Annotated in this window: 7 protein-coding genes; 2 read left to right on the top strand and 5 right to left on the bottom strand. The window is 58.4% G+C overall.

The genetic code is table 11. The annotated features are described in order from the left end of the window. Positions 1 to 54: 54 nt before the first annotated feature. Both infB and nusA read right to left on the bottom strand, forming a co-directional pair. Positions 55 to 2955 carry a translation initiation factor IF-2 gene (gene infB / locus Poly24_RS01795; protein ID WP_145089629.1) on the bottom strand — a complete coding sequence of 967 codons (2901 nt, stop codon included), beginning with the start codon at positions 2953 to 2955 and terminating at the stop codon, positions 55 to 57. A 163-nt stretch (positions 2956 to 3118) separates the two neighbouring features. Beyond that, the gene (gene nusA / locus Poly24_RS01790) at positions 3119 to 4642 is read right to left on the bottom strand and encodes a transcription termination factor NusA (protein WP_145089626.1); all 1524 of its coding nucleotides are present in this window, start codon (positions 4640 to 4642) and stop codon (positions 3119 to 3121) included. Positions 4643 to 5116: 474 nt separating this feature from the next. On the opposite strand from nusA, the gene Poly24_RS01785 reads away from it, so the two are divergent. Beyond that, positions 5117 to 5542: a response regulator gene (locus Poly24_RS01785; protein ID WP_197452245.1), complete on the top strand. Its 426-nt coding sequence runs from the start codon at positions 5117 to 5119 to the stop codon at positions 5540 to 5542. A 34-nt stretch (positions 5543 to 5576) separates the two neighbouring features. Here Poly24_RS01785 and xerD read toward each other — a convergent pair whose 3' ends face one another. Then, positions 5577 to 6527, bottom strand: coding sequence for a site-specific tyrosine recombinase XerD (xerD, locus tag Poly24_RS01780; RefSeq protein ID WP_145089619.1), 951 nt, complete (start codon positions 6525 to 6527; stop codon positions 5577 to 5579). 317 nt (positions 6528 to 6844) lie between these two features. Here xerD and Poly24_RS01775 point away from each other — a divergent pair, with 317 nt between their 5' ends. Then, a complete protein-coding gene (locus Poly24_RS01775; protein WP_145089615.1) occupies positions 6845 to 8782 on the top strand; it encodes a c-type cytochrome domain-containing protein in 1938 nt (645 codons plus the stop codon). Positions 8783 to 8808: 26 nt separating this feature from the next. Here Poly24_RS01775 and Poly24_RS01770 read toward each other — a convergent pair whose 3' ends face one another. After that, a complete protein-coding gene (locus tag Poly24_RS01770; protein WP_231753410.1) occupies positions 8809 to 10224 on the bottom strand; it encodes a DUF1501 domain-containing protein in 1416 nt (471 codons plus the stop codon). A gap of 4 nt (positions 10225 to 10228) precedes the next feature. Continuing rightward, positions 10229 to 13390: a PSD1 and planctomycete cytochrome C domain-containing protein gene (locus tag Poly24_RS01765; protein ID WP_231753409.1), complete on the bottom strand. Its 3162-nt coding sequence runs from the start codon at positions 13388 to 13390 to the stop codon at positions 10229 to 10231. Between the last annotated feature and the right edge of the window lie 2 nt (positions 13391 to 13392).

Here is a 13392-nt window from a genome sequence, read left to right as displayed (position 1 = left end):
AGAAAACAGATGCGCTAACAGGAAAAACGAACGAGGCCCACCGGGCCCTCAACCTCAGTCGAGGGTTCGAGCGAACTCTTCAATGCGGTAAGCTTCCAGGACATCATCTTGTTTGATGTCGTTGAAGCCTGACAATCGGATACCGCATTCCATTCCGCGTGGCACCTCTTTGACGTCTTCTTTATGGCGTCGAATCGAATCCAACGGATAATCGCCGATCGTCCGTCCATCGCGATTGACCCGGATACGACAACCACGTTCGATCGAACCTTGAGCGACATAGCTACCGGCAACAACGCCAACTCGACTGATCGAGAAGACCTGTTTCACGACAGCACGTCCCAATTCGACAACTCGCTCCTCGGGCTTCAAGCGACCTTCAATCATCGCTTTCAAATCGTCGGTCATTTTATAGATCACGTCATAACGACGAATCTCGACCTTGCGATCATCGACCATGCTGCGAGCGGCTTCATCGGGAATCACATTGAAGCCCAAGATCACCGCATCGCTTGCCGATGCCAAAGTCACATCGGCGACGGTGATACCACCGACCGAACGTTGCAAAACGCGGATCTCGACTTCGGGATGATCGAACTTGGCGATCTCCTTGTCGATCGCTTCCAACGAACCCTTCATGTCGGCACGAATAATCAAGTTCAACTTGGCACGGTCTTCCGACTTACCCAACTTGCCGTCTTGCAGCAACTGTTGGAAATGCTCGAAGCTGACCTTGGTCGTAATCCCCGACAAGTTCTGGCTCTTGCTGTCGAATTCGCGTGTCTCGGCGATCTCGCGAGCTTCGGCAATGTTGTCCAACACATGGAACCGATCACCCGCACCTGGCGGCTGATCCAATCCCGTTACATTGACCGGCGTACTTGGGCCGGCTTCCCGCATCGGTTCGCCGGTCAAAGTGTCGGTCAAAGCCTTGACGCGTCCATGAGCCGGTCCACAGACAACGACATCGCCAACCTTCAGCGTTCCGTTCTGCACGACAAACTTCGCAATCACACCGCGGTCGGCCTGCTGCTCGGATTCCAGACAGACACCCAACGCATCGCGGTTAGGATTCGCCTTGTATTCATTCAGCTCCGAAACCGTCAGCAGCGTATCGAGCAATTCATCCATGCCCAAACCGGTTGTCGCACTCGTGCGGACCACCTCGACATCGCCACCCCATTCGCTCGGGGTCAGGCCATGTTCGGTCATCTGGGTCATCGGACGATTGGAATCGACCCCTGGGATGTCCATCTTGTTCAGCGCCACAACGATCGGAACGCCAGCCGCTTTCGCATGACTGATCGCCTCTTCGGTTTGTGGCATGATGCCGTCATCCGCCGCGATCACCAACACAGCGATATCGGTGACGTTTGCACCGCGGGCTCGCATTTCGGTAAACGCTTCGTGACCAGGAGTATCGACAAACGTGATCTTACGACCGTCTTTGTCGACTTCATAAGCGCGAATGTGCTGGGTAATTCCCCCCGCTTCGCCCTTCACGATCCGAGTGCCGATCAGATAGTCCAGCAAGCTGGTCTTTCCGTGGTCGACGTGCCCCAAGAAAGTCACAATCGGTTGCCGTGGCACCAAATCGGCTTCTTCGTCGGCTCGTTCTTCGATCTGATCGATCAGATCTTCTTCCAACGAAGTCTGGCTCTTCAACGAAATTTCGAGATCCAACTCCGCGGCAATCAATTCCGCTGTTCCCTGATCGATTTGAGCATTGATGTTCATCATCATACCCATACCCATCAGCGTCTTGAGCACTTGAGCGGCACTGATACCAGCGGCTTCGGAGAAACTGCGAATCGAACACGGCAACTCCAACACCACATTTTCTTTTCGCGGTGCCGCAGTATTCTTTCCTGTTCGCGTAATCGTACGCCGCCGACGACGATCGTCCCCATGCGAGAACGATCGCTCGATATCTCGTCGTCCGCCGCGACGCCCCTTGTTCCGGTCGGCGCGGGCACTGGCCATTCCGGCGATGCCCTTCTTCTTTGTTCGCTCTTCCTCGAGATCGGCTGCCTTGCCAGCACGGCCACGCTCGTTGCCCGTTCCGGTGAACGAACTCAATGCGCCGCCAACCTTGCCCTTGCCCGAATCCGCCTTTTTGCTATCGACATCATCCTGGACAAGCTTCTCTAGAGAAGCCTTCATCCCCTGTCCCTGCTTGTGACCCTGGATGACGTCCTTCGACAGACGAATCTCGGGCTTCTGCGCGGGGGCTTCGCCAGCAGCTGGACGCGGCTGACGCGTTGGAGACTTTGGAACGGCCGCCAGATTGATGACTGGACCACGCTTCTTACCGCCGCCGGAGCGATCGCCCCCCTCGCTTCCGCCAGAGGGTCGGTTGCCACCGGAACGACCGCGACCGCCAATGTCACGAATCCGTGAACTCGCACCACCAAGAATGGCTTCACGCCGCAGAGGCGCATTGGCAGCGGGTTGGACGGGCTTGTTCGGCTCCATCACGACCGGCTCACGCGGCGCAGCGGGAGGTTCAGCCGGCGGCGATACTGCCGCGGCAGGCTTCACAGGGGCGACTGGCTCTTCAGCCACTTCAACCGAGGCCTTCGGGGCCTCAACAGGAACTTGAGTTGCTGCGATGGCAGGAGATTCCTTAACATCCGAAGCTGGCGTGTCCTCGACCTCCACTTCGGAAGCCGACTTTGGTCGAGATTTCAAGACTGCCGGCGGCCCCGCCTTTTTGATCGCGGTACCCAAAGGACCGGCGCCGCGAACTGGTCGCACATCTTCCTTAATGGCTACTTTCTCGACCTTGGGCGCACCAAGCTGACTCAGGTGCTTCTTGACCTTTTCCACTTCATCGTCATCAAGACTTGCGAGCGCAGAGCCCTTGCCAGTAACGCCTACTTTGTTACATATCTGGACAAGTTCCTTGCTATCAATCTTCAAGTCTTTAGCTAGCGCGTAGATGCGTACGGCCACGTTGAGGAATCCCTCTTGCTGGTTGGTATGCACCGAACGGACGTAAATCGTGCCCGTTCGCGTGCCAATCTAATCTCGAGTTCACATATTCAAGGCTCCTCCGCGCGATGCAAAAACACCGCTAGGGTCCCGTAATCAGTTGACTCTTGTGTCCAGGACAAGCTTACGTCTTGTCCGGATCTTCCAATTCACCCGAAGCGATCTGTTCCGCTTCGTCATCGTTATTTGTATTTTCAACGGCAACATTCTCTTTATCAGAATCTTGCTTCGTCGATTCGTCAATCGTCTCCGATTCTACTGTTGCATTTTCTTCTTCGCTAACCGCTTCGGAACCGCGGTCTTCTTCCGCGTCTTCCACAGCCACCGACGAATCACTCTCACCCTGTTGGGCTCCATCGGAAACATTCTCCTCGGAACCTTCGGCCACAGCTTCTTCCGCCGCCTGACCTGATTCCGCCGCAGCCGATTCGTCAACGGCTGCCTGAGCCGCTGCTGTCTCGCGTTCGTGCTTGCGTTTTTTGCGTTCTTCGGTAGCCGCAGCTTCGGCTTCTTCCGCCTGCGTTTCCGCTTGTTCGACGATCACATCGACCTGTTCGGCCGTCAGCCCACCCATCTGCATGAGCGTTTCCGGCTCGATCACCGAAAGATCATCATACGACAGATAACCTTGTTCGACCAATTGCTGAGCCAGATCTTCGGTCATGCCATCTAACTGGCTAAATCCAGCCACGGCACGCTCGATCTGCTCTTCCAGCTCTCCGCCGGTCATGATTTCGATATCCCAGCCGCACAGCTTGCTCGCCAAACGAACGTTCTGTCCGCGACGACCGATAGCCAACGACAACTGGTCTTCCTGAACCAACACAATCGCACGCCCGATCATATTACACAACAGCACCTGCTCGATCTCGGCGGGCTGCAACGCGTTGGGAATCAGGATCTGAGGGTCATCGCTGTAGCGAACCACATCGATATGCTCTCCCGCCAACTCCTCGCGGACGCTCTTAATGCGGCTGCCCCGATAACCAACACAAACCGCAATCGGATCGACTTGCGAATCGGTGCTACTGACAGCGACCTTGCTGCGATAACCAGGCTCGCGGCTGATCGAATTGATCGCGATCACGCCTTCGGACAATTCGGGAATCTCCTGCTCGAACAGGCACTTCACCAACTGAGGTCGCGTCCGGCTGAGGACCACGCGGACCCGATTTCCGGTCGCGCGAACTTCGAACACAACCGCGCGAACACGTTCGTTGGCATGCAAACTTTCGCCAGAAATCTGTTCGCTGCGAGGCAAAATCGCTTCGACATTCCCCAACTGAACCGTTGCAACTCCTCCGTCAGCTCGCTGGATCACGCCACTGACCATCTGCCCAATCTGTTCGCGATATTCTGCCATCAAGGCATCGCGTTCGGCCTCGCGCACCTTTTGAATGATGACCTGCTTAGCTGTCTGAGCTCCAATCCGGCCGATCTGCTCTTGGTCCAACGGCGCGCCATTGATTTCGGCATGGATTCTACCAGAATCATGATCAATACGCACAATAATGTCAGCTTCTTCGCCGTACTGTCGGCGCGCAGCAGTCGCCAGCGCGGACTCAATGGCCGAAAATAGTAGCGAGGGGTCAATATTCTTCTCGCGATGAAGAGAATCGACGTATCGAAGTAGATCCTGAGGATTCATGCGACGGCGTAACCGATCGGTCTGTATGTACAAAAATGGAGCCCGAGCGTAGCACACCCGGGCTTCTGGCTAATTGCTTAGTCGGGTAAACCAGCAAAGTTACCCGTATAAACGAATAGTGTCAACCAATATCGACTGCCTAAGTGCCCGTGGTGCCATGCTTTTGCGCGATCGTGTAACGGTACAACCGCTCCGATTCGCAGCCTCTCGCACCCCCCAGACTCAAACAACGTCTGTCTTTACAGCGATGCCGGAAAACGACGCGCAACAGGTATCGATGTCGCGTTTTCCACACCTAGGGGAGGCCAGATATGCAACCTATGCCGGATTTTGCGACCTAATTTGCCTCATGAGGCGAATTCGCAACGCGAGCACGCCTCTGCCTCACAATTCTGTCCTAAATTTTCTCGGCGGAGGTGTCAGCGGCAAATCGACACCCCAATGGTCGGTCGCGTGTTACACCTGAAGGAAACAATGAATCACCCCCCTGCAAAACAGATCCTAGTCGCCGAAGACGACCCCGTTTTCCGTCGCGTGATTGTGTTCGCCTTAAAACAAGTGGGATTCTCCGTCGATTCGGTCAGCGACGGTGAACAAGCGCACCGTCAATTGAACTTGGGCGACTATGACATGCTGGTCACCGACCACCAGATGCCACTGTGCAGCGGGCTCGACCTGATCCACCGTCTTCGTGAATCCAACCGCTTTGCCCAGCTTCCCATCGTGCTGTGCACTGCCCGCGGGCTCGAACTGGACAAAGAACACCTGCTGGCCGAGTTCCAACTGACCGATATCATGCACAAACCGTTCAGCCCGCGACTGCTGGCCGAACGGATCCGCTACCAGCTGGCCAAACACGACCTGAGCCACCCGCCGCGCCCCCAAAACGCCTGTATCTGACCGCCTTCGGCGTCCAATCTCAGGATGCTGCAATCTAAGCCCGCGGATGAAATTCGCGATGCACCTTCTGCAGCCGACTGTGATCGACGTGGGTGTAGATCTGCGTCGTCTGGATGTTGGCGTGCCCCAACATCTCCTGGACCTGCCGCAACCCCGCCCCTCCGGCCAACAAGTGTGTTGCAAAACTGTGCCGCAAACTGTGCGGACTGATCTCGTCGGAGATTCCCGCCCGCTGGGCGTAGCGTTTGACCAGCCGCCAAACCTGGATTCGATCGAGCGCTTGCCCGCTGCGACTGAGGAACAAATGGTCCGGCGTCGTTGCCGCCAAAGCGACCAAACGGGGCCTCAACTGATCGATATAAAACTGGATCGATTCGATCGAGCGCAGCCCCAACGGGACCATCCGCTGCTTGCCCCCCTTTCCTTCACACTTCAGATGCTTCTGCTTTAGATTGACGTTCTGCAGCCGCAAACCGCAGACCTCCGACGCCCGACACCCAGTCGCATACAACACCTCCAACAACGCTCGATCCCGCTGCCAATAACTGTCCGAGCGGCGCGGTGCGGCCAGCAGACCATCGACTTGGCTGGGGCTGAGCACCCCCGGCATCCGCTGCCACAATTTCTGGGTGGTCAGCAGTTCCGCAGGGTTATCCCGAACCACCCCCTCCAGCTGCAAGTACTTATAAAAGGTTCGCAGAGCGACGACGTGCCGCGCCACGCTCGCCGGCGCAAGCGACCGCTGGCACAGCCAACTGACATACTGCGAAAGTTCGGCGATCTTCAGACGCGGGATCGACCGGTCCTCCAACCAATCGAGGAAACGCTTCAGATCGCGGCTGTAAGCCTTGATCGAGTTCTCCGCCAAATGGCATTCGTTCCGCAGATAAACGATAAAGTCGGCGCAATACGACTGACTCCGTCCATCGGAATTTTGCGCCGGACCGCGCGACTTCAATTGCTGCAGCTTGGTTGGACGGGCCATAGTCGGAGACATCCTCGGGGCAACGAGATGAGCAAACGGCGTACAATTCCCTCTTCGACATCCATTGCGGGGAATTGCAACTTCAATCCGAGAGTTCCGATTCCACGAGCCGATCTGAACGATTCAAGGTACAAACCCGCACGGCAACCGTTGATTAACACAGACAAACAACAGTTTTAGGTTTTTACGGACTCGACGATTCAGTTATCCTAAAAAGATCTCACCCCAGCTGCGGGTGCACCCGCCATTTCCAGCGGCGGCGCGAACCGCGCCCGCCTGCTCGCTCCTCCTTTCGACACGCCAAGCGAAACCAAACGATGTCCATATTCCAACGAATCGCGATCGTCATGCTGTTGGCCAGCGGATCGCTAACGATCGCGCAGCCCGCCTGGGCCGTGATCACCCGCGCCCAACGCATCGAACTGACTCAAGTCGGTGGGATCATCAAAAACGCCGGCGAAAACTACCTGCAAGGCAAATTCGAAGAGTCGGGCAAATTGGTCGAAGAAGCCCAATCGCGGCTGGAAAAATTGGTTGCCGAAGGGGACATGCAGCTGTTTCGCGAAGCCGATTCGCTGTTCACGCGGATCGGCCGGGCTCACGCGCTTCTGGAACTCGAAGGCATCCGCTTGGCTCCGTTCGCAAAACCTGAGCCGCCCCAACCGATGGCAGCCCCCAAACCGGAAGCTCCAGCCAAGCCAGCCCCCGAACCAGCGACCGAAGGGATCAGTTTCACCAAAGAAGTGGCTCCGATCTTGGTCCAACGCTGCGGACGCTGTCACGTGACCGGCAATCGCGGCGACTTCAGCATGTCCGACTACGCAACGCTGATGAAGGGCCCTGCAATCGGCATCGTCGTCGCTCCAGGCAGCCCCGAAGGCAGCCGGTTGATCGAAGCGATCGCAACGGGCAGCATGCCCCCCAACGGAAACGGAATCCCCGCGGCGGAACTAAAGAAATTGAGCGTCTGGGTCGCCGCCGGAGCGAAATACGACGGTGCCGATACCGCGATGCAATTAACCTCCTTTGCAACGACGGCCGGCCAACCCGCTCGCACGCCAGCGGCCGCGATCCGCCAATCGACAGGCAAAGAATCGGTCAGCTTTGCCAAAGACGTCGCATCGATCCTGGTCCAAAACTGCAACGGATGCCATATCGACGCGATGCAAACCCAAGGCGGCCTGCGGATGGACACGTTCGCCCAGTTGAACCGCGGCGGCGACAGTGGCCCGATCGTGATGCCGGGCAAGGCGGACATGAGCCTGCTGTTGCAGCGAATCAAAGGCGAAGGAGGCAACCGCATGCCCGCCGGCGGACGCCCTCCCCTTTCCGACGAACAGATCCAAATGATCAGCACCTGGATCCAAGAAGGAGCGACGCTGGATGGCAAAAGCCCCGACCAGCCGCTTCGCGTGATGACCGCGCTGGCCTGGGCGCGCGACGCGACGCACGAAGAACTGATGCAACGCCGCACCGAGATGGCCGATCACAATTGGAAGATGGGCAGCCCCGAAGATGAGCCGACACAGATCGAAACGGACAACTTTTACGTCGTCGGCAGCGTCGGCCCCAACACGCTCAAAGCCGTCGCCGAACAAGCCGAAGCCGCGTTGTCCGATGCCAAGGGAATCGTCCGCCGCCCTGAAAAACAGGGCCAATCAACCTTCAAAGGCCGCGCGACCATCTTCGCCTTCCCGCGTCGCTACGACTACAGCGAATTTGGCCGGATGATCGAGGGCCGCTCCCTTCCGCAGGACTGGACCCAGCACTGGCGTTACGACGGCCTGGATGCCTACGCGGCAATTGTCGTCACCCCCAACGACGAGGATGCGCAGATCAAATCGCGACTGATCGGCCCACTGACCAGCCTGCTGGTCGCCGAGACGGGAGACGTTCCGCACTGGCTCAGTGAAGGAATCGGACGAGCTGCGTTTGCAAAATCTGCCGGTCGCGACAACGAAACCGTCGACACCTGGAACGAAGAACTTCCCGTGGCGCTGGCAGCCTTCAGCAAGCCCGAGCAATTGCTCACCAACAAACTGCCACCGAACCAAGCCGATCTGATTTCGTACGCGATCGGGCAGTTCCTGATCGATCGAGCTTACAAGCCGAAGTTCGACAAACTGATCAACGAACTCGCCGCCGGCAAAGACTTTGGCACCGCCTTCGTGACCGCCTACGGTGGCCAACCTAAGGATGTGTTAACCGCCTTCGGCCGCTGGTACCAAGCCAACGCCGGACGCCGAGGACGATAGATCGTCGCCTCCTACCGAGCGATCGATCAAACGATCAGCTCATTAACGACACGCGCAGGCTCGACACCGGTCAACCGGAAATCGAGCCCTTGGTGTCGATGAGTAAACCGCTGGTGATCGATCCCCAAAAGATGTAGCGCGGTGGCGTGCAAGTCGTGAACGTGCACGGGGTTTTCGACCACGTTGTAGCTGAAGTCGTCGGTCGCTCCGTAGCTGAAGCCGGGCTTGATCCCCGCCCCAGCCATCCAGACCGTAAAGCATCGCGGATGATGATCGCGGCCCGCGTTGGGCGATTGCCAATCCCCCTGCCCCGCTACCCCACGGCCAAATTCGCCCCCCCAGATCACCAGCGTATCGTCCAGCAAACCGTGCCGCTTCAGATCCAAAACCAACGCCGCACTCGCCTGATCGGTGTCCATACAACGCGACACACACCACGAACTCAGTCGAGAATGATGATCCCAGTCGGGATGAAACAGCTGGATAAAACGTACCCCGCGCTGAGCCATTCGGCGGGCCAGGATACAGTTGGCCGCATAGCTCCCCGGACGCCTTGAATCGGGCCCATACATATCGAAGACCGATCCCGGTTCATCGCTCAGATCGGTCAACTCGGGGACGCTTGCCTGCATTCGAAACGCCATCTCATACTGCTCGATCCGCGATTCGATCTCGGGATCGGCGGTCGCTTCGAAATGCTTGCCGTTCAACGAACCGAGGGCATCGAGCATCTCGCGTCGCAATTCTCGCGGGAATCCGTCGGGATCCTTCAGATACAAAACCGGATCGCGAGCGCTACGCAGCTTGACGCCCTGATGCTCCGAAGGCAAAAAACCACTCCCCCAATAATGGTCGTACAGCGGCTGATCGCTGCCGCGCTGCATCCGCGACAACATGACAACGTAGTCGGGAAGATTCTTGTTCTCGCTCCCCAGCCCGTAGCTTGCCCAGCATCCGAAACTCGGCCGCCCCACCAATTGATGGCCAGTCAAAAACTTCGTCATCGCGGGAGCATGGTTGATCTGATCGGTCACCATCGACTTGACGAAACAGACTTCGTCGGCGATCGCGCCGAGATGCGGTAACCACTCCCCGACCATCGCGCCACATCGACCGTGCCGCCGAAACTTGGCAACCGATGGCAAGATCAATTGCTTCTGGTTCTTAGTCATCCCCGTCAAACGCTGCCCCTGGCGAACGCTATCGGGCAATTCGGTCCCAGCCAATTTGCCCAGCTGCGGCTTGTGATCGAACAGCTCGATCTGCGACGGCCCGCCCGACTGCGTTAGGAAGATGACCCGCTTGGCCTTCGGTGCAAAATGAGGCAGCGAGGCCTCAATCGCTGAACTCGCGTCGCCCGACTCGCTGGCAAGCAACGAACCGGCGGCGATCGCGCCGAGACTGAACCCGCCCGAACCGATAAACTGTCGTCTCGAAATCATTTGCTCATTCATAACTGATCGCTTCGTCAAGGTTCATCAACAAACTGGCCACCGTCATCCAAGCCGCCACGCGCGGCGCCGCCTCCGGCGACACCTTGGGTCGCTGCCCCACGGTCACGTAACGCGCCGCGGCCTCGGGCTGACGATCGAACGTCTGCAGCGTCCGCTCGTACACTCGCAGCACTTCCACCAACTCCGATTCGTCCAACGACCGCCCCAAAACGCGAACCGCCAACTGCTGTGCAAATTCAGTTTGCCCCGCGTCGCCCGACAAATCAGCCAAGCTGCGCGACGCTTCGAGCATCGTCTGATCGTTCATCAGCGTCAGTGCCTGCAGTGGCGTGTTGGTCAACCGCACACCGGTTTCGCAGACACGGCGCTGAGCGCTGTCGAACAAGAAGGTCGGCGCGACCGACCGACGCCAAAACGAATACAGCGTGCGACGGTACTGCGCCGGTCCTAAGCTGGGATCGTAATCAAATCGCCCCATCGTGATTTCCGACCAGACACCGGGCGGTTGGTAGGGGTACACCGGCGGGCCACCGACGGTCGAATTCAGCACCCCCGAAACCTTCAACGCATTGTCGCGCAACATCCACGCCGGCAAGCGCCGCCGAGGATAGCGGGACAGCAACCGGTTATCCGCATCGCGCTCCCGCAGCGACGCCGACGCGACGCTCGATTGACGAAACGTCTCGCTGGTCGCGATCAATCGCAGCACGTGCCGCAGATCCCAGTCAGCTTCGATCAGCTCTACCGCCAACCAATCCAACAAGCGGGGATGTGTCGGCAACTCTCCCTGCAAACCGAAGTCGTCGGGAGTCCGAACCAGCCCCGAACCGAACATCATCTGCCACATCTGATTCACGATCACCCGTGCGGTCAGCGGGTTCTTGGAATCGACCAGCCACCGCGCCAGGTCCAACCGCGTCGCCAAATCCTCTTGCGGCCAATCGAACACGCTGGGAAGCACACCCGGCGAAACCTCTTCTCCCTTCGCGTCCCAAACGCCTCGCTGCAACACATGTGTTTTCCGCGGCGTCTCGCGATCCTTCAACACCATCACCTTGCGGGGCTTCGTCTGACCGCGGACCGCCTTCAACTGCCGCCGCGCCTGCTGCAACCGCTGGTGCTGTTCTTGGTACACGTAATCGCTCAACAGAAACTGGTCCAACAATCGCTTCCGCAAGTCGTCGGGAATCGTCTCCCCCTTCTCCGAATCGGTAGCATCCGCCAGCGACTCCAACCAGTCTCGCATCGGTGAACCGCCGTCGGCCCGCCGCACAGTCTCGCCCAACTCCGATGCCAACGCGATCCGAAACTTTCCAATGTTCGCGTGGCCGTGCGTCGACCGTTGCTGAAAGACGACAACCAAACGATCCCCCGGCTGAACCTCCCATGGCGACGTCAGTTCGTAAACGCCAACCCGCGACTGATTGGCATCCGCCCCTTCGGAAGTCCAACCATCGCGAGCGTCATCGTTTAACGTCTCGGCGATGTTGGCGTAGCGACGGTCCCAAACCGATTTGCGTTCTTTCTGCGGTTCAAAATCGGCTGTCGCCCGGGCGAGCGGCAACTCCATCTCGATCGGACTGCTGGTCCGTTTGCCCGACAGTTTCACACTGGTCAGCGTAAAGTCGCCGGTCCCGAAACGCGTGTAGCGACCGTCGACATGGGATGCGTCTGGCAAGACCTCAATCTTCCATCCGCTCACCTGCCGCATCCCCGCGGGAACTTCCAGCTCGATCCGATAATCGTCGCGAGGCGTATCGGGGCCCGATGCCACGACAACCTGCTCGCTATCGACTTCAAAAACCGTCCCCTCGCTGCTGCTGACCTGGACCGATTCAGGAACCCACCACGGCTGATAGGCGGACGGATCGAGAGCGTTCCGCCGCTGGTCTTGCAACCAAACCTGGAACCGCGACTCGGCAGCCGCTCGCTCGGCGGCTTCGTCCGTTTCACACTTGGCGACAAACTCGGCAAGCTCCTCGACAGCCTGCTCGGCTTTGGGCGAAGTGTATTCCAGATAGGGCTTCGCCCCCATTCCCGCCTTGCCATCCTCATCGATGCTGTTGAAGAAGGCCGAGACGGCGTAGTAGTCGCGGTGGCTGATCGGATCAAACTTGTGCGAATGGCATTGGGTGCAACCGAGTGTCAGCCCCAACCAGACCGTACCGACGGTATTCACACGATCGATCACATAGTCGACGCGCGACTCCTCGGGATCGCGGCCGCCTTCACCGTTGGTCATGTGATTGCGGTGAAAACAGGTTGCAAGAATCTGTTCGGCCGTGGCGTCGGGCAGCAGGTCGCCGGCAAACTGTTCGATCGTGAACCGATCAAACGGCATGTTCTTCTGAAACGCATCGATCACCCAATCGCGCCACGGCCAGTTCTGCCGAGTGGCATCGATCTGAAACCCATCGGAATCGGAATAACGCGCCGCATCCAACCACCACATTGCCATCCGCTCGGCATGTTGCGGCGACTCCAGCATCCTGTCGACAGCTTCCTGCCACGCTTCGTCCGATGGCGAATCGACAAACGCATCCATCACCGCGGCGTCGGGGGACATCCCGGTCAGACTGAACGCCAAGCGACGGATCTGCGTCGCAGCAGCGGCTCGCGGCGACGGCTGCAAGCCTTCTCTCTGCAGCAAATCGCGAACAAACGCATCGATCGGATGCGCCGCCGACGTCGGCACCTGCCCGCGCTGCGGCGGTTCAAACGACCAATGTTTCCCCCATTTAGCACCTTCGAAAATCCACTGCCGGATCGCCGCCCGCTCCCCTTCGGTTAACGGCTTGCGATGCGAATCGGGCGGCGGCATCACGAGATCGGGATCATCCGAAACGATCCTTTGCCAGACCTCACTGGCGTCGAGATCCCCCGCGGTAATCGGCCGATAGCCTCCGAGATCGGCTTTCGCCCCCGCTTCGATATCCAACCGAAGATCCGCCTCGCGAGTCCCCTCATCGGGCCCGTGGCAATGAAAGCAGCGATCCGAGAGCAGCGGCAGGATAGCCTGCGAGAATCCGATCGCATCATCAGCCTCCGCGCGACCGGAACCTCCGCTGACGAACAAGCTGAAAAACAGACCGACGACGGTAAGGCAAACCAATCTCCGCACAGAAGCCTCGATGGGAAATCGTGTAGTTTTCATGA

This window comes from Rosistilla carotiformis (genome assembly GCF_007753095.1).
Classification (GTDB): domain Bacteria; phylum Planctomycetota; class Planctomycetia; order Pirellulales; family Pirellulaceae; genus Rosistilla; species Rosistilla carotiformis.
Note: the sequence above shows the minus strand (reverse complement) of the source record. Positions and strands in the feature narration are given on the sequence as shown.